At 77.4% G+C, this 21,406-nt stretch carries 17 protein-coding genes; 13 read left to right on the top strand and 4 right to left on the bottom strand.

The window, feature by feature from the left end:
• Nucleotides 1-225 precede the first annotated feature (225 nt).
• From ACI79L_RS01400 to ACI79L_RS01380, 5 genes are read left to right on the top strand one after another with little or no spacing between them, the layout of a single operon-like run.
• Nucleotides 226-1,611, top strand: a complete 1,386-nt coding sequence (locus ACI79L_RS01400) for a VWA domain-containing protein (RefSeq protein WP_456935049.1) — start codon at nucleotides 226-228, stop codon at nucleotides 1,609-1,611.
• Nucleotides 1,608-2,837, top strand: a complete 1,230-nt coding sequence (locus tag ACI79L_RS01395; RefSeq protein WP_456935048.1) for an HpcH/HpaI aldolase/citrate lyase family protein — start codon at nucleotides 1,608-1,610, stop codon at nucleotides 2,835-2,837. Before ACI79L_RS01400 ends, ACI79L_RS01395 begins: the two co-directional genes overlap by 4 nt.
• Entirely contained in the window at nucleotides 2,834-4,108 is a 1,275-nt protein-coding gene (locus ACI79L_RS01390) for a phosphoribosyltransferase domain-containing protein (RefSeq protein WP_456935047.1), read from the top strand. Before ACI79L_RS01395 ends, ACI79L_RS01390 begins: the two co-directional genes overlap by 4 nt.
• Complete coding sequence (locus ACI79L_RS01385) at nucleotides 4,105-5,232, top strand: cysteine protease StiP family protein (RefSeq protein ID WP_456935046.1); 1,128 nt, start codon at nucleotides 4,105-4,107, stop codon at nucleotides 5,230-5,232. The genes ACI79L_RS01390 and ACI79L_RS01385 overlap by 4 nt, the downstream gene beginning before the upstream one ends.
• The gene (locus tag ACI79L_RS01380; RefSeq protein ID WP_456935045.1) at nucleotides 5,229-6,038 is read left to right on the top strand and encodes a hypothetical protein; all 810 of its coding nucleotides are present in this window, start codon (nucleotides 5,229-5,231) and stop codon (nucleotides 6,036-6,038) included. The genes ACI79L_RS01385 and ACI79L_RS01380 overlap by 4 nt, the downstream gene beginning before the upstream one ends.
• Here the strand turns inward: ACI79L_RS01380 and ACI79L_RS01375 are convergent.
• Nucleotides 6,035-7,303: a hypothetical protein gene (locus ACI79L_RS01375; RefSeq protein ID WP_456935044.1), complete on the bottom strand. Its 1,269-nt coding sequence runs from the start codon at nucleotides 7,301-7,303 to the stop codon at nucleotides 6,035-6,037. The genes ACI79L_RS01380 and ACI79L_RS01375 overlap by 4 nt on opposite strands.
• A 280-nt stretch (nucleotides 7,304-7,583) precedes the next feature.
• Here ACI79L_RS01375 and ACI79L_RS01370 point away from each other — a divergent pair, with 280 nt between their 5' ends.
• The 5 genes from ACI79L_RS01370 (at nucleotide 7,584) to ACI79L_RS01350 (ending at nucleotide 13,219) form a co-directional block, all read left to right on the top strand.
• Complete coding sequence (locus ACI79L_RS01370) at nucleotides 7,584-8,705, top strand: DUF475 domain-containing protein (RefSeq protein ID WP_456935043.1); 1,122 nt, start codon at nucleotides 7,584-7,586, stop codon at nucleotides 8,703-8,705.
• A 120-nt stretch (nucleotides 8,706-8,825) separates the two neighbouring features.
• Nucleotides 8,826-9,443: an AIM24 family protein gene (locus ACI79L_RS01365; protein ID WP_456935042.1), complete on the top strand. Its 618-nt coding sequence runs from the start codon at nucleotides 8,826-8,828 to the stop codon at nucleotides 9,441-9,443.
• A gap of 3 nt (nucleotides 9,444-9,446) precedes the next feature.
• A complete protein-coding gene (locus ACI79L_RS01360) occupies nucleotides 9,447-10,091 on the top strand; it encodes an AIM24 family protein (protein ID WP_456935041.1) in 645 nt (214 codons plus the stop codon).
• A gap of 11 nt (nucleotides 10,092-10,102) precedes the next feature.
• The gene (locus tag ACI79L_RS01355) at nucleotides 10,103-11,095 is read left to right on the top strand and encodes an AIM24 family protein (RefSeq protein ID WP_456935040.1); all 993 of its coding nucleotides are present in this window, start codon (nucleotides 10,103-10,105) and stop codon (nucleotides 11,093-11,095) included.
• Between the two features lie 69 nt (nucleotides 11,096-11,164).
• Nucleotides 11,165-13,219 carry a prolyl oligopeptidase family serine peptidase gene (locus ACI79L_RS01350; protein ID WP_456935039.1) on the top strand — a complete coding sequence of 685 codons (2,055 nt, stop codon included), beginning with the start codon at nucleotides 11,165-11,167 and terminating at the stop codon, nucleotides 13,217-13,219.
• Nucleotides 13,220-15,067: 1,848 nt separating this feature from the next.
• Here ACI79L_RS01350 and ACI79L_RS01345 read toward each other — a convergent pair.
• The gene (locus ACI79L_RS01345; protein WP_456935038.1) at nucleotides 15,068-16,774 is read right to left on the bottom strand and encodes an Hsp70 family protein; all 1,707 of its coding nucleotides are present in this window, start codon (nucleotides 16,772-16,774) and stop codon (nucleotides 15,068-15,070) included.
• Nucleotides 16,775-16,870: 96 nt separating this feature from the next.
• Between ACI79L_RS01345 and ACI79L_RS01340 the strand changes: the two genes are divergently transcribed.
• A complete protein-coding gene (locus tag ACI79L_RS01340) occupies nucleotides 16,871-17,881 on the top strand; it encodes a TerD family protein (protein ID WP_456935037.1) in 1,011 nt (336 codons plus the stop codon).
• A 58-nt stretch (nucleotides 17,882-17,939) separates the two neighbouring features.
• Here the strand turns inward: ACI79L_RS01340 and ACI79L_RS01335 are convergent, their stop codons facing one another.
• Nucleotides 17,940-18,182, bottom strand: coding sequence for a hypothetical protein (locus tag ACI79L_RS01335; RefSeq protein ID WP_456935036.1), 243 nt, complete (start codon nucleotides 18,180-18,182; stop codon nucleotides 17,940-17,942).
• 317 nt (nucleotides 18,183-18,499) lie between these two features.
• Here ACI79L_RS01335 and ACI79L_RS01330 point away from each other — a divergent pair, with 317 nt between their 5' ends.
• Complete coding sequence (locus ACI79L_RS01330) at nucleotides 18,500-19,123, top strand: hypothetical protein (RefSeq protein WP_456935035.1); 624 nt, start codon at nucleotides 18,500-18,502, stop codon at nucleotides 19,121-19,123.
• Nucleotides 19,124-19,143: 20 nt separating this feature from the next.
• Here the strand turns inward: ACI79L_RS01330 and ACI79L_RS01325 are convergent, their stop codons facing one another.
• Nucleotides 19,144-19,803: an MBL fold metallo-hydrolase gene (locus ACI79L_RS01325; protein ID WP_456935034.1), complete on the bottom strand. Its 660-nt coding sequence runs from the start codon at nucleotides 19,801-19,803 to the stop codon at nucleotides 19,144-19,146.
• Between the two features lie 48 nt (nucleotides 19,804-19,851).
• On the opposite strand from ACI79L_RS01325, the gene ACI79L_RS01320 reads away from it, so the two are divergent.
• On the top strand, nucleotides 19,852-21,273 hold the full coding sequence (locus ACI79L_RS01320) for an amidase (RefSeq protein ID WP_456935033.1): 1,422 nt from the start codon (nucleotides 19,852-19,854) through the stop codon (nucleotides 21,271-21,273).
• Nucleotides 21,274-21,406 lie beyond the last annotated feature (133 nt).

Here is a 21,406-nt window from a genome sequence, read left to right as displayed (position 1 = left end):
CCCCCAGGACTGCGGCGCCAACGGACCCCCCCCCCCCCGCCCGCCCCCCCCCCCCCGGCCGGGACCGCCCCCCCGGCGGTGCGGGACCCCGCCCCGCCGGGGTCCCGCCCTGCCCGCAGCAGCCCCCGCGAAGCACCAGCCCCCGAGACCCGGAGGTCCCCTCGTCATGCCCGACCGCACCCGTCCCGTGGCCACCGCCGCCCGGTCCGTCTGAGCGGCACCGGAGTGGTCCACGTCCTCACCCGGGGCGGCAACGTCGGGCTGGCCCAGGCCGGCCTCCCCGGCCCCGTCGTCGTCACGCTCACCTGGACGCCGGCCCCCGGCGTCGACGCCGACCTGTCGGCATTCCTCACCACCGCGGCCGGCCGGGTCCGCAGCGACGACGACTTCGTCTTCTACAACCAGCCCAGCGGCGCCGGCGGCGCGGTGCGCCACCTCGGCAAGACCGTCCGCGGCGGCGCCACCGTCGACCAGGTCCGCATCGACCCGGCCGCGCTGCCCGCCGACGTCGAGAAGGTCGTCATCGGCGCCTCCCTCGACGGGGCCGGCACCTTCGGCGGGCTGTCCGGGCTCGCCGTCGAGGTGGCCGCCGACGGCGCCGCGGCGCCCGCGATCCGCTGCGAGCTGGCCGCCGGCCCCGAGACCGCGCTGGTGTTCGCCGAGGTCTACCGCCGTGGCGCGGAGTGGAAGGTGCGCGCCGTCGGGCAGGGCTTCACGACCGGCCTGGCCGGGATGGCCACCGACGTCGGCGTGAGCGTCGACGACGAGCCCGCCCCCGCGGCCGCCGCCCCGGCCGCCCCCGCCGCCGCCCCGGCCGCCCCCGCCGCCGCCCCGCCGCCGGCCGCCGCCCCGGTGAGCATGGAGAAGAGACGGCTGGTCGACCTCGAGAAGAAGCTGTCGTCCTCGGCGCCGCAGATGCTCTCCCTGGTCAAGACCGCCGGCGTCAGCCTGGAGAAGCGCGGCCTGGGGGAGCACACCGCCCGCGTCGCGCTGGTCCTCGACATCTCCGGCTCGATGGCCCAGCTCTACCGCACCGGCGCCGTACAGCGGCTGGCCGAGCGGGTCCTCGCCCTCGGCCTGCGCTTCGACGACGACGGCGTCGTCGACGTCTTCCTGTTCGGCAAGGACGTGCACCAGCCCCCGGGCCTGCGCCTGGAGGGCCACCAGCAGTACATCGCCGACCTCACCCGGCAGTACCGCCTGGAGTACGACACCCGCTACGGCGCCGCGATGGCCGCCGTCCGCAAGGCCTACTTCGGCGACAGCCGCGACCGCGTGGAGCCGCAACCGGCGCAGGTGCCGGTCTACGTCATGTTCCTGACCGACGGCGCGCCCAGCGACAAGTCGGTCGCGACCAAGCAGCTCAAGGCGGCGTCCTTCGAGCCGGTGTTCTGGCAGTTCATGGGCATCGGCCCGGAGCGGCAGTTCAGCTACCTGCAGCGCCTGGACGACCTCGAGGGCCGCTACACCGACAACGCCGACTTCTTCGCGGTCAGCGAGGGCGACCTCATGGGCCGCCGGCCGATCAGCGACGACGCGCTGTTCGACCGGCTCATGACCGAGTACCCCGACTGGCTGCGGCGGGCGCGCGCCCAGGGGCTGCTCCGGTGACCCCCCAGCAGGAGGCGCCGACGGTGCGCCACTTCTCCCACCTCACCGACGGCGAGCGCGAGCAGCTGTTCGCCGTCCCGCCGGGCGAGGTCGGACCGGCGACGCCGCGCGGCGTGCTGGCGCTGGCCCTCGGCGCGACGCTCTACAGCCCCGGCACGCGGCCGGCGCTGGACGTCGACGCCGCCCGCGCGGCCGCGGTCGGCGCCACCAGCATGGTCTGGTGCCTCGAGGACGCCATCCCGCACGCGGCCGTCGCCGACGCCGAGACCAACGTCGTCGCCGCGCTGCAGCGGATCGACCGGCGCGCCACCGACGGCGACCGGCCGGTGCTGCCGCTGCTGTTCGTCCGGGTGCGCACGCCGGAGCAGATCCGCCGGATCGCGGCGGCCGCCGGGCCGGCGCTGGCGCGGCTGACCGGGTTCAGCCTGCCCAAGGCCACCGGCGCCACGCTCGCGCCGATGCTCGCGGCGGTCGAGGAGGTCGCCGCCGCCCTGGGGCAGCCGCTCTACGGCATGCCGATCCTGGAGACGCCCGACCTCGCCTGGCGGGAGACCCGCGCCGACGCGCTCGCCGCGCTGGCCGCGGTGGTCGAGGCGCACCGGGAGGCGGTGCTGTGCCTGCGGGTGGGCGGCACCGACCTGTCGGGGCTGTTCGGCCTGCGCCGCGACCGCGACACCACGATCTGGGACGTCGCCGTCGTCCGGGACTGCCTGGCCGACGTGGTCAACACCTTCACCCGCGGCGGCGAGCACGTGGTCACCGGCGCGGTGTGGGAGCACATCCCGGGGCCCCGGCTGTTCAAGCCGCAGCTGCGCCAGACGCCGTTCAGCGACCAGCACGAGGGCGGCCTGCGGCAGCGGATGATCGCCGGCGACCTCGACGGGCTGATCCGCGAGGTCACCCTCGACAAGGCCAACGGCGTGCTCGGCAAGACCGTCATCCACCCGGCGCACGTCTCGGTGGTCAACGCGCTGCTCACCGTCTCCCGCTCGGAGTACGACGACGCCCTCGAGATCCTCATGGCCCGCGGCCGGGGCGGCATCGCGGTGTCCGGGAACGGGCGGATGAACGAGATCGGCCCGCACGCGCTGTGGGCGGAGCTGATCAGCCGCCGCGCCGCGGTCTACGGCGTCGTGGCCGACGAGGCCGCGCTGGTCGACCTGCTGTCCACCGGGCAGCGCCGGCTCGCCGAGGTGTTCGCCGGCGGGGAGGCGCAGCACGCGTGACCGCCACCCTCCCCGGAGCCGTCGGCCTCGACGGCACCGTCTCCCGCCTGCTCGACGTCACCGCCGCCGACCCCGGGCGCTTCGCCGAGCTGTGCGGCCTGGCGCTGCGGGACAACCCGCGCCGGGCGCACCTGGTCGTCTCCCGCGTCCTGGGCAAGCACGTGCCCGTCGCGCCGGCCGCCGTCCTCGGCGCCGGGGCCGCGGTGGGCGACGCCGTCGCCGCGGTCCTGGACGGCGCGGCGCCCGGCCTGGTCATCGGCTACTGCGAGACGGCGACCGGCCTCGGCCACGCCGCCGCCGACCGGCTCGGCGCGGCCTACCTGCACACCACCCGCCGCGTGCACCCGGGCGTGCCGGTGGCCGCCGCGTTCGAGGAGGAGCACTCGCACGCGGTCGCGCACGCCCTCCAGCCGGCCGGACCGGTGACGCTGGACACGCCCGGCCCGCTGGTGCTCGTCGACGACGAGCTCACCTCCGGCCGCACCGCGCTCAACACCGTCGCCGAGCTGCACGCCCGCTGGCCGCGCGAGCGGTACGTCGTCGCCACGCTGCTCGACGCCCGCACCCCGGCCGCCCGCGCCGCGTTCGCCGAGCGCGCGGAGGCGCTGGGCGTGCGGGTCGACGTCGCCGCCGTCCTCACCACGGAGCTCGCCCTGCCCGCCGACGTCCTCGCCCGGGCCGCGGCCGCCCGCGCCGCCCTGCCCGGCCCCGCGCCGGTCCCGGCCGGCGCGCCCGGCGCGGTCCGGACGCACGCCGGCCTGTGGCCGGCCGGCGTCCCGACCACCGCCCGGCACGGCCTGACCCCCGCCGGCAGCGCCCGGCTGGCCGCCGCCGCCGACGCCGTCGCGGCCGCGCTCGCGCCGGAGCTGGCCGGCAGCCGCGGGGTGCTCGTGCTCGGCACCGAGGAGCTCATGCACGCGCCCACCGTGATCGCGGCGCGCCTGGCCGGGCGGCTGCCCGGCACCCCCGTCACCACCCAGTCGACCACCCGGAGCCCCGTGCACGCCGCCGACGACCCCGGCTACGCCCTGCGCCGCAGCCTGACCTTCCCCGCGCCCGACGAGCCCGCCCGCGTCTCCCGCGTGCACAACCTCGCCGACCCCGCCGCCGTCCCCGCGGCCGGCCGCTGGGCCGACCAACGCGCCGACGACGTCGTCGTGGTCGTGGACGCCCCGGCGGAGGACTGCGCGCCGATGGCGCGGGCGCTGCGCCCGTTCGCCGCGCGCGCCGTGCACCTGGTCCCCGTGCCGGTCGCGGAGCCGGCCCGATGACCGCGCTGTCCGCCCGGCTCGCGCCCGCCGTCCCCGGCCGGTTCGGCTCCTACCCGCCCGAGGAGGTGACCTGGCTGCTCACCGACCTGTCGTCGGTCGCGCTGGAGCGCGGCACCGAGGACCGTGAGGAGGCCATCCAGTCGGGCACCCACTACTCGGAGATGCTGCCGGTCGAGTACCAGCCCGACGACGACTACCTGGCGCTGTTCACCGCCGCGCTGGAGCAGTCGGCCGGGCGGCTCGCCGACGCCGTCGCCCGGGTCGGCGAGCTGGTCTGGGACGCCGCCGCCGCGCACGGGCAGACGCCGGTGCTGGTGTCGCTGGCCCGCGCCGGGACGCCGGTCGGCGTGCTGCTGCGCCGCTGGTTCCTCGCCTCCCGCGGCGTCGCGGTGCCGCACTACACCGTCTCGATCATCCGCGGCCGCGGCATCGACCGGGTCGCGATGGCGCACGTGCTCGCCCGGCACCCGGCGTCGGCGGTGCGGTTCGTCGACGGCTGGACCGGCAAGGGCGCGATCCAGCGGCAGCTCACCGAGGCCGTCGCCGGCTGGGTCGCCGCGCACCCGGAGGACGCCGCCCTCGACGACCGGCTCGCCGTCCTCGCCGACCCCGGCCTGTGCACCGAGCTGTACGGCACCCGCGACGACTTCCTCATCCCGAGCGCCTGCCTGAACAGCACGGTGTCCGGGCTGGTGTCGCGGACGGTGCTGCGCGACGACCTCATCGGCCCGGGCATGTTCCACGGCGCGAAGTACTACGCCGAGCTCGCGGGCGCCGACGTCTCCGCGCTGTTCGTCGACACCGTCGCCGCCGCGTTCCCGGCGCGGCCGCCGGCCGACGACGTCCCGCCCGCCGACCGCCGGCCGACCTGGGCCGGGTGGGCCGCGGTGGAGGCGATCGCCGCGGAGTTCGGCATCGCCGACGTCAACCTGGTCAAGCCCGGGGTGGGGGAGACGACGCGGGTGCTGCTGCGCCGGGTGCCCTGGCAGGTGCTGGTCCGCCCGGACCGCGCCGAGGACCTGCGGCACGTCGCCGCGCTGGCCCGGGCCCGCGGCGTGCCGCTGGTCGAGGTGCCGGACCTGCCGTACTCCTGCGTCGGGCTGATCCGGCCGGTGGGCCGGTGACCGCGGTCCTCACGGCCCCGCTGGCCGCCGTCGACCTCGACCGCACGCTCATCTACTCCGCGGCCGCGGCCGGGACGACCGAGGGGCTGGAGGTCGTCGAGCACCTCGACGGCGCGCCGCTGTCCCACGCGACGCCGGCGTCGTGGCGACTGCTCGCCGAGCTGGCCGGACGGGCGCTGCTGGTCCCGGTCACCACCCGCACCGTGGCGCAGTACGGGCGGGTGCGGCTGCCCGTCGTCCCGCGGTACGCGCTGTGCGCCAACGGCGGGGTGCTGCTCGCCGACGGCGTCCGCGACCCGGGGTGGGACGACTGGGCGGCGGCCACCGCCGCGCAGGCCGCGCCGCTGCCGGAGCTGCTCGCCCTGCTCGAGGCGGTCGCCGGGCAGCCGTGGGTGCGCACCGTGCGCGCTGCCGAGGGGCTGTTCTGCTACCTGGTCGCGCACGCCCGCGAGGCGATCCCGCAGGACTGGCTGGAGGAGACCGGCGCGGCCGTCACCGCCGCCGGGGCGACGCTGTCGGTGCAGGGCCGCAAGGTGTACGTCGTCCCCGCCGGGCTGTCCAAGGCCGCCGGGCTGCTCCGGCTGCGCCGGCTGCTGGCGGGGGAGGGGCCCGCGCCGCGGCTGCTGTGCGCCGGCGACAGCCTGCTCGACGCGCCGATGCTGCTCGCCGCCGACGCCGCCGTCCGCCCCGCCCACGGCGAGCTGCACGAGCAGGGCTGGACCGGCGCACGGGTCGCGGTGACCACGGCCAGCGGCGCCGCCGCGGGCGAGGAGATCGTCCGCTGGCTGCTCGACCGCGCGGGCTAGTCCGCCCGCGCGGTCCGCACCAGCCGGTCCAGGCCGTCCTCGATCGACTGCGCCTCGCGCAGCACCGCGCCCCAGTCCGGGCGGCGGCCCCGGGCCGCCTCCTCCAGCGGCGGCAGCCGCCGGGCGAGGTCCTCGAACGTGCGGCGGAAGCGGCGGGCGCGCTCCTCGGGCAGCCCGCCGAGGAACCGCCGGGCGTCGACGACGGCGCGCTGCACCTCGCCGAGCAGCGAGCCGGGGTCGGCGGCGACGGCGTCGAGCCGCTGCAGCCGCCCGGTGGCGGCGCGGACCTCGTCGTCGACCCGGCCGGCGGCCGCCCGCACCCGGGCCAGCAGCGCGGCGGCCGCCGGCACGTCGAGGACCGGCGCCCCGAGCGCCTCCTCCAGCGCGGTCAGCGCCTCGTCGGCCTCGGCCAGTGCCTCGGCGGCCCGCTGCGGCGCGCGCTCGACGTCGGACCACGCGGTGAGCGGGTAGCGGCGGCGCAGCTCGCTCATCACCGGCGTCAGCCGCTCGTGCCGGGTGCCCAGCGCCTCGCGGCGGGTGCGGACGGAGGCGGCGCCGCGGCGGACCTCCGCGGCCCGCTCCGGCAGCGCCCGCGCCCGCGCGGCCGCCGCCTCGGCCTCCCGGCGGCCCTTCTCGGCGGCGTCCAGCGCGGGCGCGGCGTGCCGGGCGGCCAGGTCGGCGGCGGCGCCGGCGGCGAGGCGCTCGGCGTCGGCGAGGACGCCGTCCAGGCCGGGGTCGGCCAGCCCGGCGGCGCCGGCGGCGTCCAGCGCCGCGCGGGCGGTGGCCACCGCGTCGCGGGTCGCGGAGACCGCGCGGGCGGCCGCGGCGCGGGCGCGGGAGGCGGCGGCGAGCACCTCGCCGTACTGGTCGCGGAAGCGCTGGACCTGGCCGTGCACCTCGCGCAGCGCGCTGGCCGCGGCGCCCAGCTCCGCGGTGGCGGCGCGGGCCGCGCCCGGCTCGGCGTCCGCCGCGGGGTCGTGGGCGGAGAGGGCCTGCAGGTAGTGTCCGATGACGGCGTCGGCGTGGGTGGAGAGGTCCCGCCAGTCGCGGGCCAACGAGTCAGGGGCGGGGATGCGGTGATGAGCCCGTCGTCCGCCCGCCGGTGCCCCCACCTCCTCCGCGGCGGCGACGGCGTCCGGCAGGTCGGCCAGCGCGGCGTCCAGCTCCAGCATCGCCGCGGCCGCGGCCTCCCGCGCCGCCGCGGCCTCCCGCCGGGGGGCGTCGCGGTCGCGCCGCCACCAGGAGGTGCCGCCGGGTGCGCTCACGACCGCCTCCCCTCGCCGTGGCCCGCGTCCGGCGGGGCGGTCCGGCCCCCGCGCGGTCCGGAGGCCCGTGGATACCACGCCGGGACCCCGCACGTGGGCACGGGCGGCCGGCGCCGCCCGGTCCGCTGAACGCGCCGCTCCCGCCGCCCCGCAGCGGGCCGGCGGGAACCGGGACCCACCGGGGTCCGTTGGACCACCGGCCCGCCTCCCGCCCGATCCGGCTCGCCCGTCCCTGTCGTCGTCGTCGCCCGGCACCCCCGGCGGCGGAGAGGAACCCCTGATGCTCCGCTACTTCGGCTTCTCCGTCGGTCTGACGGTCGCCGCGCTCGTCACCGCCGTGTTCTTCGGCGGGCCGGCGGCCCTGCTGGCCGTCGCCGTCCTCGGCGTGCTCGAGGTCTGCCTGTCCTTCGACAACGCCGTGGTCAACGCCAAGGTGCTGCGCCGCATGAGCCCGCTGTGGCGGAAGCTGTTCCTCTACGTCGGCATCTTCATCGCCGTGTTCGGCATGCGGCTGCTGCTGCCGATCGTCCTGGTCTCGGTGACGGCGCAGCTGTCGATCCCCGAGGTGTGGGACCTGGCGCTGTCGGACCAGGAGGCCTACGCCGAGAACGTCGAGGCCGCGGCCGAGGCGATCTACACCTTCGGCGGCATCTTCCTGCTGATGATCTTCCTGAACTTCCTCTTCGACGAGGAGCGGGAGATCCACTGGCTGTCGTGGCTGGAGCGGCCGCTGGCCAAGGCCGGGAAGCTGCCCTACCTCGCGATCGTCATCGCCCTGGCGGTCATCTACGTCGGCTCGCAGATCGCCGACGACGACAAGTACGCCACGGTGCTCATGTCCGGGCTCGCGGGCCTGTTCACCTACCTGCTCATCGGCGGGCTCAACGAACTCATGGAGGCCCCGGAGACCGACGACGAGGACGACGACGTCACCCCGACCGGGCAGACCGCGGGCAACGGCGCCGGCGGCACCGCCACCAAGGCGGTCGCCGGCGCCGGGTTCGCGGCGTTCCTCTACCTCGAGGTGCTCGACGCGTCGTTCTCCTTCGACGGCGTCATCGGCGCGTTCGCCATCAGCAGCGACATCTTCATCATCGCCCTGGGCCTGGGCATCGGCGCCTTCTGGGTGCGGTCGCTGACCATCTACATGGTCGACAAGGGGACCCTCGACGAGTACCGCTACCTGGAGCACGGCGCGATGTGGGCCATCGGCTTCCTCGCGGCGATCATGATCCTCGAGCTGCGGTTCCACATCAGCGAGTACGTCACCGGCCTCACCGGCCTGCTGTTCATCATCGCCGCGGTGGTCAGCAGCATCGTCGTGTCGCGGCGGGAGCGCGCCGAGGTCGCGCCCGCCGACCGGCCGGGCGAGCGCGACGAGGTGCCCGCCGGCCAGAGCTGAGGCAGGCCCCGGGGCGCCCGCCCCGGGGCCGCCGCGCGTCCGCGGCGGGTGGCCTACCGCGGGACGGGGGAGGCGGATACGGTCCGCCCGGTTCCCGTCCCCGCACCGAGAGGTCCGTCGTTGGCACAGCTCACCGCCCAGAAACGCGTCCTGCACGCCGACCTGCACGGGGACCGCATCCGGGCCGCCAGCGGCTCGATGGTCGCCTTCGAGGGCAACGTCGACTTCAAGAATTCCGGGATGGGCGGGGGCGGCGGCATGCGCGCCGCGCTCAAGCGGGCCGTCGCCGGCGAGAGCATCTCGCTGATGGACTGCACCGGGCACGGCCGGGTGTACCTCGCCAAGGACGCGATGGACGTGCTCGTCGTCGACCTCGCCGGCGACACGCTCACCGTGGAGAGCGAGCACATCCTGGCCCACACCGAGCACCTGCGCCTCGACGTCCAGTTCTCCGGCCTGCGCGGGGTGACCAGCGGCCAGGGCCTGGCCACCACGACCGTCACCGGGCAGGGCCAGGTCGCGATCGTGTCCGAGGGCCCGGTCATGGCGCTGGAGGTCGCGCCCGGCATGGACCTGGTCGTCGACCCCGACGCCTACGTCGGCTCCCGCGGCCAGCTGTCGATGAACCTGGTCAGCGGCGTCTCGTGGAAGTCCCTCGTGGGCGAGGGCTCCGGCGAGCCCTTCTCCCTCCGCTTCACCGGGCACGGCCTGGTGCTCGTCCAGTCCTCGGAGCGCTGAGCCGTGCCGTTCGAGACCGTCAACAGCAAGGTCGTGCGCGCGCACGTCGGCCCGGCCACCCCGGTGCTCGCCCGCCGCGGCGCCATGCTCGGCTACTCCGGGCAGGTCACCTTCCGCCCGGTGCACGGCCAGGGCCGCGGCATCGGCGGCATGGTCGGCGCGGCGGTGTCGGGGGAGTCCAACCCGATGATGGCCACCGAGGGCACCGGCCAGGTGCTCTACGGCTACAAGGGCATGCACGTGACCGTCCTCGAGCTCGACGGTGCCGCCCCGCTGGTCTGCGAGGCCGACCGGCTGCTCGTGCACGACGCGAACCTGCAGACCAGCGTCCAGTTCCTCGGCTCCGGCGGGCTGAGGTCCGCGATCAGCGGCGCCATGACCGGGCAGGGCCTGTTCACCACCAACGTCCACGGCCGCGGGTCGGTCGCGCTGCTCGCCCACGGCGGCGCCTTCCCCCTGCAGCTCAACGGGCAGCAGGTCGGCGTCGACCCGCAGGCCTACGTCGGCCACGTCGGCCGGCTGTCGGTGGACCTCGCGGCCAAGGTCGGCCTCCGCGACGTCGTCGGCCGCGGCTCCGGCGAGGCCTTCCAGTTGAAGATCAGCGGCCACGGCACGGTGTACGTGCAGGCCAGCGAGCAGAAGTTCTGAGGACGGCGACGATGACCTACCCGCCGAACAACCCCTACGGCGGCGGCAACCCCTACGGCGGCCAGCCCCAGCCGGGGTACGGCCAGCCCCCGCAGCCGGGCCACGGCCAGCCGGGGTACGGGCAGCCGCCCCAGCCCGGGTACGGCCAGCCCCCGCAGCCCGGCTACGGCCAGCCCGCGTACGGGCAGCCGCCCCAGCCCGGCTACGGGCAGCCCCCGCCGCCCGGGTACGGCCAGCCCCCCGCCGGGCCGCCGGCCGGCGTGCCGAGCACGCTCAACGCGCAGTCGCTGCCCGACGACGACAACGTCAACCCCTACGTCTTCTGCATCGCGCTCAACGGCGAGTGGTTCATGAGCAAGGGCGCGATGCTCGCCTACTACGGCAACGTCCAGTTCGACGCCGTCAGCGAGTACTCCTCGGTGCAGGCATGGGTGGCCCACCGGTTCTCCAGCCCCGTCTACGTGCAGGACTGGGTGGTCGCCCAGGGCCACGGCAAGGTGCTCATCGGGGACCGCGGGTTCGACCTGAACTCCTACGACCTCGACGACGGCAACCTGACGATCAAGGCCGGCAACCTCTGCGCGTTCTCCAAGGACCTGGAGCTCAAGCAGTCGATCGTCCCGGGCTTCGTCACCCTCATCGGGACGGGGAAGTTCATCGCCTCGTCCAACGGGCCGGTGATCTTCGTCGAGCCGCCGTTCCGGGCCGACCCCGAGGCGCTGCTCGGCTGGGCCGACTGCCCGGCGCCGTCGGTGCACCACGACGCCCAGTGGATGACCCAGAGCTTCCTCGGCGCGCTCACCGGCGCGCTCGGCCGCGCCTCGGGCGAGGAGCGGCAGTACGACTTCACCGGCAAGGGCACGATCCTGCTGCAGTCCTCGGAGATCGCCCGGGAGGACCCGGCGGTGCTGCGGCTGGTGGAGTCGCAGACCCAGCTGCTCACCGACAGCCAGGCCGGCTCGCTCGGCCAGCGGCTGGTCGCCCGCGCCCAGCAGCAGCACTGAGCGCTCCCCGGCCGGGTCCCCGCGCGGGACCCCGGCCGGGGGTGACGACTGCACTACGCTCGGTGGGCCATGCGGCCCGCCGACCTCGCCCTGCTGCGGACGCCGGGGACGCCGGCGGTCTCGCCGGACGGGCGCATGGCCGTGGTCGCGGTCAGCCGGCCCGACCTGGACGCCGACGCCTACCGCGCCCAGCTGTGGGCCGTCCCCACCGACGGCTCGGCGTCGGCCCGTCCGCTGACCTCCGGCGCCCGCGACTCCGCCCCGGCGTTCTCCCCGGACGGCCGCTGGCTGGCCTACCTGTCGGCCGCGCCCGGCGGGCACCCGCAGCTGCACCTGCTGCCCACCGCGGGTGGCGCGCCGCGCCGGCTCACCGACGCGCCGCTGGGCGCCGGCGCCCCGGTGTGGTCACCGGACTCCCGCCGGCTGGCCTGGGTGGCCCGGGTGCCCGAGGAGGGCCGCTACGGCACCGCCGAGGACGTGCCGCCGGAGGCCGAGCCGCCGCGGCTGGTCACCCGGCTGCGGCACCGGGTCGACGACGTCGGCTACACCGCCGACCGCCCCAGCTGCGTGTTCGTCCTCGACCTGCCCCCGGACCCGCTCGACGACACCGGCGACCCGCCCGAGGCCCGGCAGCTCACCGACGGCCGCGGCGAGGACACCGACGTCGCCTGGTCGCCCGACGGCGGCACGCTGGCGTTCGTCTCCGCCCGGCACGCCCGCGCCGACCGCGACTGCGTCCGCGACGTGTGGCTGGTCCCGGTGACCGGCGGGGAGCCGCGCCGGGTGACCCGCGGCCGCGGCGAGTGCCGGCTGCCGGCGTTCGACCCGGCCGGGACGTGGATCTACGTGACCGCCCGCCCCGACCTCGGCCCCGACGGGCTCGACGTCGCCGGGCGCGGGCTGACGCTGTGCCGGGTGCCGGCCGCCGGCGGTCCGCTGGAGGCCGTGCTCGACCCGCGGGAGACCCACCGCGGCGACGAGACGCCGGCGACGGTGCTCTGCGGCGGCGCGGCGCTGGTCGGCGTCGAACGGCGCGGCTCGGTGACGCTGCTGCGGGTGCCCCTCGACGGCGGCGCGCCCGAGGCGCTGGTCGAGGGGCCGTTCACCGTGCGCGGGGTCGCGGCCGGGGGCGGGGTCGTCGTCGCCACCGTCGCGCACGACCGGTCGGCGGGGGAGCTGATCGCGATCACCCCCGGCCGGCGGCGGCTGCTCACCGGCTTCGGCGCCGCGCTCGGCGCCACCGGCCGGCTGCACCGCGCCGCCGAGCGCACCGTGGTCGCCCCCGACGGCGCGGAGGTGCACGGCTGGGTCACCGTGCCCGACGGCCCCGGCCCGCACCCGGTGCTGCTGCTGGTGCACGGCGGGCCCTTCGCCCAGTACGGCTGGTCGCTGCTGGACGAGACGCAGGTGTACGCGTCGGCGGGCTACGCGGTGGTGCAGTGCAACCCGCGCGGCTCGTCCGGCTACGGGGAGGAGCACGCCCGCGCCGTCGTCGGGGCCTGGGGCGACCGGGACGCCGTGGACGTGCTGGCCTTCCTCGACGCCGCGCTGGCCGACCCGGCGCTGGACGCGGAGCGGGTCGGGGTCCACGGCGGCTCCTACGGCGGGTTCCTCACCGCGCTGCTGCTCACCCGCACCGACCGGTTCGCGGCCGCCGTCGTGGAGCGGGCGGTGACCGACCCGGCGTCGTTCGCCGGCTCCAGCGACATCGGCTGGTGGTACGCCGACGCGTACATGGGCACCGAGCCGGTGAGCCCGCTGGCGCAGGCGGCGTCGATCCGCACGCCGACCCTCGTCGTCCACTCCGAGCAGGACGAGCGCTGCCCGGTCGAGCAGGGCCGGCGGCTGTTCGTCGCGCTGCAGCAGCGGGGCGTGCCGAGCGCGCTGCTGCTGTTCCCCGGCGAGGGCCACGAGCTGTCCCGCTCCGGCCGGCCCCGGCACCGGCTGGCCCGGTTCGAGCACCTGCTCGCCTGGTGGGACCGCTGGCTGCCGGTGGGCGCTCAGGCCGGCCGCAGCCGCGCCCCCTCGCCGGACACCACCAGCCGGCCGTCCACCCGGGTGGCCGGGAACACCGCGACGTGGCCGGGCGCCGCCGGGACCGGCAGCCCGCCGTCGATCTCGTAGCGCGCGTTGGTGACCTTGCGGCGGGTGCCGGCCGGGTCGTCGGGGCCCACCGGCGGCGCGTCCGCCCGCAGCACGACGACCACCTCGGTGCAGCCCGGGGGCCAGTCCCAGCGCAGCCGGCCGCCCCGCAGCACGACGCCGGTCACCGGCGGCAGCGGGACGGCGGCGGGCCGCGGCCGGGCGTCCCCGCCGTGCGCCTCGGGCGCCGCGACCCCGAGCCGGGACGCGACGACGACGTAGCCGGCGACCTCGCCGTACCCGCCGTCCTCGAGCGCCGTGACCGTGGTCGACCCGACCACCTGCCGGGTGCCGTCCGGGCGCACCCGCAGCACCCGGTACTCGACCGGGCCCGCCGACGCCGACGCCGTCCAGCGCACCTCGCGGGCGCCGCCGGGCGCCGGGGCGACGACGACGTCGCTGGCGGGCGCGACGGCCAGCGCGGCGAGCTCGGCCCGGGCGGCGGGGTGGTCGGCGACGGCGTCGAGGGCGGCCAGCAGCGCGTCCTCGCGGTCCCGGCCGGTGCTGGGCGGGGCGAGGACCGCGTCGGCCAGCGCCAGCGCCTCCCGCGACCGCCGGAGCAGCTCGGCGGCGTCCTCCCCGTCCGGGCCGGGGACGTCGGCGGCCGTGGCGACCAGCTGCTCGAGCGCGGCGGCGGCCGCCGCGTGGCGCCGGGCGGCGACGGCGGGGCCCACGCCGCGCCAGGCCGCCTCCGCCCGCGCGACCGCCTCCGCCGCCTCGTCCTGCACCGCGCGGACCGGCGGCTGCATGCCGCCGGCCGCGGCCAGCGCGGCGGCGGCGTGCCGGCGCGCGGCGACCGGCCGCCCGGCCCGCAGCGCCGCCCGGGCCGCGGACACCTCCGCCTGCCAGTCGCCCCGGCCGGGCACGGGCGGTGGCGGGACCGGCTCGACCGCGGTGCCGGCCGCGGCGGCCAGCTCGGTGACGACGGCGGCGGCGCGCCGCGGGTCGAGCCCGGCGGCCATCGCCTCCTGCACGAGGACGTGCGCGTCGGCGGGGGTGAGCCGGTCCTCGACGAGCACCGCGGCGGCCACCCGCGGGCGCAGCGCCTCGCGGACGTCGGCGGCCAGGGCGTCGAGGTAGCGGTCCGGGTCGCCGTCGACCAGCAGCGCGCCCACGGCGGCCAGCAGGTCGTCGACGAGCGCGCGGCGCCGGTCGGGGCGGCGCTGCCGGTTGAGGACCAGCAGCGCGTCGCGGCGGCGGCGCACGGTCTCCCGGTCCGCCGTCGGAGGCAGCTCGAGGAACGCGTGCAGGCCCGGCACCGGGGTGCCCTCGATCCGGCCGAGCTCCTCCAGCCCGTCGCGGACCTGCCGCAGGACGGCGTCGTCGGCGGCCGGGGCGGCGCCGAGCCGCCGGTGGCGGCGCAGCCGGGCCTCGAACTCGGCGTCCCCGACGCCCGCGGCGGCGGCCAGGGCGCGCAGCCCGTCGACCTTGTCCGCCGGCACGCCGCCGAAGCGCTCGGCCAGCCGCTCCAGGGCGGCGTCGAGCCCGGCGAACCGGGCCGCCTCCCGCCGCTCCCGCTCCGCGCGGGTCTGCCCGGCCAGCCACTGCCGCCCGCCGGGGGTGCCCAGCTGAGCGGCGAGGGCGTCGTGGGACCGCAGCAGCGCGGTCACCAGCCCGCGGTACTTGGGGTGGTCGCGCTGCTTCTGCCAGAACGCCCAGACCTCGTCGACCCGGCGGGCGACCTCGTCGTCGGTCAGCGACGCCGCGGCCTCCAGCGGGAGGTCGTAGACCTCGAAGGGGTCGGTGGCGTCGGGGCCGCCGCGGCGCTCGATCGCGGCGAGGACCCGCTTGCGGTAGCCGTTGCCGTCGAACGGCGGCAGCGTCATCGGCTCAGTCCTGCCGGCGGCGGACCCGGCCGACCTGCGCGCGCTCGCGGGCGACGTCGGCCTGGCTCAGCGCCGCGCCGGTCTCCACCCGCACGGTCAGCGGGCGGTCGGCCAGCCCCTCGTGCAGCGCGGTCAGCTCGAGGATGCCGTCGAAGCCCATCCGCAGCACGACCTGGATCTCGGTGCCGGCGGGGTACCCGGGCGGGATGTCCTCGATGGAGGCCTCGGCGAGCAGCTTGGCGTCCTCGGGCCGGGCGGACTCGGCGCCGCCGCCCTGCTCGACCACCCGGATGGTGACCACCCGCTGGTCGTCGTGCACGGTGCCGAACGAGCGGCGGACGGCGACCGGCAGCCGGTCGTCGCGGTGCACCAGGAAGACCGCCGACGGCTCGCCGAACCGGTCCAGCGCGAGGACGCCGAAGCCCCGGGAGACGGTGTTGAGGACCTGGACCTCCACCGTGCGCCGCACCTGCGCCGCGGACAGGCCCACGGCGTCGCCGAGGCGGGCGCAGGCGGCGTCGACGTCGGCGGGGGCGGCGTACTCCAGCGGCGTGCCGTCGCGCAGCTGCCCCCGGGTGACCAGGTCGGCGGTGAGCAGCCGCTCCAGCTGCTTCTTGCGGCCGTAGACCGCGGCGCCCCTGGCGACGGCGAGGTCGGGGTCGTGCACCTCGGCCGGCACGCCGAGCTCGGCGGTCAGCCGCCGCGCGACGGCGGGCATCCGGGTCGAGCCGCCGACCAGCAGCACCCGGTCGATCCGGTCCACGCCGCGGGCGCGGGCCGCCGCCACCGCCGCGCGGGTCAGCTCCACCGTGCGGTCGAGCAGGCCCGCGGTGAGCCGCTCGAACTCGGCGCGGGTCACCGGCACGTCCACCCGGCGGCCGTCGTGCTCGACCGGCACGACGACGGACTCCCGGACGCTGAGCCCGCGCTTGGCCCGCTCGGCGGCGAGCACCAGCGCCTGGCCGCCGGCGCCGTCGTCGAGCGGGTCCTCGGCGTCGGGGTGGGCGGCGAGGAAGGCGTGCGACAGGTGGACGGCGAGCTTCTCGTCCCAGTCCGCGCCGCCGAGCTCGTGGTCGCCGTCGGTGGCGACGACGGCCAGCCGCCGGTCGGCCAGCTCCACGACCGCGACGTCGACGGTGCCGCCGCCGAGGTCGTAGACGAGCGCGACCTCCTCGAGGTGCCCGGCCGGTCCGCCGCCGTCGAGGCGGGCGAAGCCGTAGGCCAGCGCGGCCGCCGTCGGCTCGTTGATGACGTCGAGGACGGTGAGGCCCGCGTACTCGCCGGCCAGCCGGGTGGCCCGCCGCTCCTCGTCGCCGAAGTAGGCGGGCACGGTGATGACGACGTCCTGCACCGGGCCCTGCGTGGAGAAGCTCGTCTCGCTGACCAGCGCCTTGAGCACCAGGCTGCTGACCGCGGGCGCCGACCAGGACCGGCCGTGGCTGACGAACCGCCACGTGCTGTCGCCCATGCGCCGCTTGACCAGCGTGCAGACGTCGTCGGGCCGGGCGCGGGCCAGGACGCGGGCGCGCTCGCCGGTGACGTAGTCGTCGGGGCCGACGAACAGGACGACGCTGGGCAGCGTCGGGGCGCCGTCGAGGAGGGGGACGACCCGCGCGGCGCCGTCGTCGTCGACCTGCGCCAGGCAGCTGTACGTGGTGCCCAGGTCGATCCCGTACACGGCAGGGGAGGGCGAGGGGGCACCGCGCGGCATGGGCCGGAGGGTAGCGGCGGCACATAGGGTCGGGGGGACGTGTCCGCCGCTCAGAGCGCGGGTCGGCCCGGTCGGGCGACCTGCGGGGAGGCCCCCTTGGTCGACTACACGAAGCGCCCGAAGTCCCCGCCGCCGCAGCCGGAGACCCCTCCGGCCCCGCCGCAGCCGCCGCCGTACCAGCCCCCGCAGCCGCCGCCGGGGCAGCCCTACGGCCAGCCGCCGCACCAGGGGCAGCCGCCCTACCCGCCGCCGGGCCAGTACCCGCCGCCCGGGCAGCCGCCGTACCCCCCGCCGGGTCAGCCGTACGGGCAGCCGCCGTACCAGGGGCAGCCCCCGTACCCGCCGCAGGGCCAGCCGCCCTACCCGCCGCAGGGCCAGCCCCCCTACGGGCAGCCGCCGCAGCAGGACCCGTACGGCCAGCAGTACGGCCAGCAGCCGCCGGCCCCGCCGCAGCAGGGCGGGGTGAACCTGGAGAAGGTGTCGCTGACGAAGTCGGCGCCGTCGGTCTCGCTGACGAAGACGGCCGGCACCACCGGCGTCCTGCGGGTCAACCTGAACTGGAACTCCCGTCCCGGTGGCGGCGGCGGGGGCGGCGGCTTCCTCAAGCGGCTGGCCGCGGCCGCCGGCGGCGGGGCGATCGACCTCGACCTCGGCTGCCTCTACGAGTACGCCGACGGCTCCAAGGGCGTCATCCAGGCGCTGGGCAACGCGTTCCGCGGGCAGCACACGCTGGGCAACGGCGGGTCGATCGTGTGGCTGGACGGCGACGACCGGTCGGGCGCCAACAGCGGTGGCGAGAACCTGATGATCGACCTGCAGCACACGCAGCTGATCCGCCGGATCCTCGTGTTCGCGCTCATCTACGAGGGCGTGCCGAACTGGGGCCAGGCCGACGCCGTCGTCACGATGTTCCCGGCGAACGGGCCGCAGATCGAGGTGCGCCTGGACGAGCACGACCCGCGTGCCCGCATCTGCGCGATCGCGATGATCCAGAACCAGGGCGGGCAGCTCGTCGTCAACCGCGAGGTGCGCTACGTGCACGGCGGCCAGGACGTGCTCGACCGCACCTACGGCTGGGGCATGGACTGGACGCCCGGCCGCAAGTGAGCCGCTGAGGCCCGCGCGCCCGGGGTCCCGCGATCCCGGGCGCGCCGGCCGACGGTGCTCAGGCGGTGCGTGTCCGCGGGGGCGCCCCGTCGTCCGCGGCCTTCCGCGGCGCGGGCGCCGTCCGGCGGGAGGGGGTCTCGGGCATCGGGCCGCCGGCGGTGAGCCGGTAGGCCTCCGCCAGCCGGCGCAGGAGCGCGGCCTTCTCGGCGGGCCGCATCGCGGACCGCATGTTCTTCTCGGCCTGGTCCCTGATCGCGGTGAACAGGGCTTCCTGCGCTTCTTGCTTCGCCTGGGAGTGCATCGGAGCCTCCTCGTGACCCGCCGCCGGCCGTCCTGGCCTACACGCCGGCTCCCCGACCTCCGGGAGCTGCCGACGGTCGCCGGCGCAGGGACAGATGGTCGCACCGGGCGACCCTCCGGGGCACCTGTGACCAGCCCCGCTACACAGCGCGAGCACGACCTCGCAGGAGGACGACAGCCGCGCGGCGACCGGTCGTCGAGGTGGCGCCCGGTGCTCCGGGACGTGGACGCCCGCCGCGGGGCTGGGGACCGTGCAGGCGCGAGTGACCGGCACCGTCCACCCGGTCGGCGCCGGACGTCGGGGAGGGGGATCCGATCATGCGCGTCATCCGCATCCTGCTGGCCGCGTTGGTGGCCGTCGTCGTCACCGCCCCGGCGGCGTCCGCGGCACCGGACCGTCAGCTGCGGACCCTGCTCGGGGAGCTCTGGGAGACGGTTCTCGAGACGCCCGTGCCCGAGAACCCGCTGGCCGCGGGGGACCCCTGGTGCATCGACCTGGGCGGTCGCGTGGTCGCGCCGTTCACGCTGGATCCCGCCGTCCCGCCGACGTGCACCGTGGAGCCGGGCACCCGGATCTTCGTCCCGGCCGTGACCATCGAGTGCAGCACCGTGGAGCCCCCGCCCTTCTTCGGCGGCAACGAGGCCGAGCTGCGCAAGTGCGCGCGAGCCGTGGACGCGTCGGGGGGCACCCTCGCCGTCACCGTCGACGGGAGGCCCTTCCCGCTGAGCCTGGTGGAGACGCCGCTTCTGGCGCTCGACCTCCCGGAGGACAACATCCTCGGGGTGCCACCTCAGCGGGCGCTCTCGGTCGGTGCCGGCTTCGTCGCTCTCGTGCACCCCCTGCCGCCGGGGACGCACCAGATCGTGATCACGGGTACGGGCACCTTCCTCGGGGACTTCAGGAACGTGACGACGATCGTGGTGGAGCCGGGCCGGCGCTGAGCACCGGCCGGGCCCCCGGGTCACCAGCCGCGGGCGCGCCACTCCGGCAGCGACGGGCGCTCGGCGCCCAGCGTCGTGTCCTTCCCGTGGCCGGGGTAGACCCACGTGTCGTCCGGGAGGACGGCGAACAGCCGCTGCTCGACGTCGTCGATCAGGCTGGCGAACCGCTCCGGGTCCTGCTGCGTGTTCCCGACGCCGCCGGGGAAGAGGCTGTCGCCGGTGAAGACGTGCGTGCCGGCGCCCTCCGGCCCCCGCCAGACCAGCGCGACGCTGCCCGGCGTGTGCCCGCGCAGGTGCACCACCTCCAGCACCTGCTCGCCGACGGCGACGGTGTCGCCGTGCGCGACCGTCCGGTCGACGGGGACGGGCAGGTCGCCGGCGTCGGCGGCGTGCGCCACCGTCTGCGCCCCGGTGGCCGCGACGACGTCGGGCAGGGCGCGGTGGTGGTCCCAGTGCCCGTGCGTGGTGACGACGGTGCGCAGGTCGGCGTCGCCGATGAGGGCGCGCAGCGTCTCGGGTTCGGCGGCCGCGTCGACGAGCAGCGCCTGCCCGGTCGCGGTGTCCCGCAGCAGGTAGGCGTTGTTCGCCATCTCGCTGACGGCGACCTTGCTGATCGTGAGCCCGGGCAGCTGCCGCACGTCGGCCGGGCCGCCCACCTCGACGTCGCCGGTGTAGGTCATCGGGCCTCCGTTCGAGAACTGTCGGCGACCGCGGTTACGGTCGCCCGCATGGACGCTAGCGGAGCTCCGGGCGGCGCCCGGCTCGTCGGCCTGCCCGCCTCCGTCCTCGCCGCGCGCGTGCGCGCGGGCGAGGTGTCCGCGGTCGAGGTGGTGCGCGCGCACCTGGCCCACCTCGCCGACGTCGAGCCCCGGATCGGCGCGTTCCGCGTGGTCCGCGCCGAGGCGGCACTGGCCGAGGCGGCGGCGGTCGACGCCGACCCGCGGCGGGCCGCGCTGCCGCTGGCCGGCGTCCCGGTGGCGGTGAAGGACAACGTCGGCGTCGCCGGGGAGACCGTGACCGACGGCTGCTCCGCGGCCTCCCTCGCCGACGCCGACCACGAGGTCGTCGCCCGGCTGCGCGCCGCGGGCGCCGTCGTCGTCGGGATCACCCGCGTCCCCGAGCTGTGCCTCTACGCCGCGACCGACGGACCGGGCACGGTCACCCGCAACCCCTGGGACACCGCGCTCTCCCCGGCCGGGAGCTCCGGCGGCAGCGCCGCCGCGGTCGCCGCGGGCGCGGTCCCGCTGGCGCACGGCAACGACGGGATGGGCTCGCTGCGGCTGCCGGCCGCCGCGTGCGGCCTGGTCACCCTCAAGCCCGGACGCGGCGTGCTGCCCGGCGGCATCGGCGCCGACGACTGGTCGGGCATGGCGGTCAACGGCGTGCTGGCGACCACCGTCGAGGACGTCGCGCTGGGCACCGCCGTCCTGGCGGGGGAGGACCCCGGCCTGGACCGGTCGGCGCCCGACCCGGGCCGGCCGCTGCGGATCGCCGTCGGCCGGCGCTCCCCGGTGCCGTGGGCCCGGCCGGACGCCGCGGCCCTGGGTGCGGTCGAGCGGACGGCGCGGCTGCTGCGCGGCGCGGGGCACGTCGTCGTCGAGCACGCCCCGGTGGTCCCGTGGGGAGCCGCCTTCGGCGCCACCGCCCGCTGGCTGGCCGGCGCGGAGGACGACGCCGCGGCGCTCGGGCTGGACCGGGCGGCGCTGCAGCCGCGCAGCCGCGCCCACGCCCGGCTCGGCCGGCTGGCCCGCCGGGCCGGCCTCGTCCGGCCGGCGACCGCCGAGCGGTTCCGGGAGCGGACGGCGGAGTTCTTCGCCGGGAACGACCTCGACGTGCTGCTGACCCCGATCACCAACGGCCCGCCGCTCCCGGCGCGGCCGTGGCACGAGCGCGGGTTCCTGGCGAACTTCGACGCCAACAACCGGTGGGCCCCGTGGGCCTGGCCGTGGAACCTGGCCGGGGTCCCGGCGGTCGTGCTGCCCGTCGGGACGCGCGAGGAGGGGGTGCCGCTGGCGGTCCAGCTGGTCGGCCCCCCGGGCAGCGAGACGCGACTACTCTGGCTGGCCGGAGAGCTGGAGCGACGCGCGCCCTGGCGCCGTCACGCCCCGGTGTTCGACCCCGCCGGAGCGCCGTCCCCGGCTCCCGTCTGAGCACCCCCACCGGCGGCAACGTCGCCGTCGTCACGGATTGCGCGCGGGCAGTGACGGCGTTGTCCGTATCGACATCTCGACACACCCTCCGCGGCCCGGCGAGACCGGCCGGCCCGGCTGACCGACAGGGATC

The sequence above is a fragment of the Geodermatophilus sp. SYSU D00684 genome (assembly GCF_054050455.1).
The sequence above is the reverse complement of the archived record's forward strand: the minus strand, read 5'-3'. Positions and strand labels throughout refer to the sequence as shown.

What these genes read in the sequence shown, in the direction of transcription:
- ACI79L_RS01330 (WP_456935035.1), top strand. Translation starts at nt 18,500, where the DNA reads ATGCGCGTCATCCGCATCCTGCTGGCCGCGTTGGTGGCCGTCGTCGTC.
- ACI79L_RS01320 (WP_456935033.1), top strand. Translation starts at nt 19,852, where the DNA reads ATGGACGCTAGCGGAGCTCCGGGCGGCGCCCGGCTCGTCGGCCTGCCC.
- ACI79L_RS01370 (WP_456935043.1), top strand. Translation starts at nt 7,584, where the DNA reads ATGCTCCGCTACTTCGGCTTCTCCGTCGGTCTGACGGTCGCCGCGCTC.
- ACI79L_RS01355 (WP_456935040.1), top strand. Translation starts at nt 10,103, where the DNA reads ATGACCTACCCGCCGAACAACCCCTACGGCGGCGGCAACCCCTACGGC.
- ACI79L_RS01385 (WP_456935046.1), top strand. Translation starts at nt 4,105, where the DNA reads ATGACCGCGCTGTCCGCCCGGCTCGCGCCCGCCGTCCCCGGCCGGTTC.
- ACI79L_RS01350 (WP_456935039.1), top strand. Translation starts at nt 11,165, where the DNA reads ATGCGGCCCGCCGACCTCGCCCTGCTGCGGACGCCGGGGACGCCGGCG.
- ACI79L_RS01335 (WP_456935036.1), bottom strand. Translation starts at nt 18,182, where the DNA reads ATGCACTCCCAGGCGAAGCAAGAAGCGCAGGAAGCCCTGTTCACCGCG.
- ACI79L_RS01325 (WP_456935034.1), bottom strand. Translation starts at nt 19,803, where the DNA reads ATGACCTACACCGGCGACGTCGAGGTGGGCGGCCCGGCCGACGTGCGG.
- ACI79L_RS01345 (WP_456935038.1), bottom strand. Translation starts at nt 16,774, where the DNA reads ATGCCGCGCGGTGCCCCCTCGCCCTCCCCTGCCGTGTACGGGATCGAC.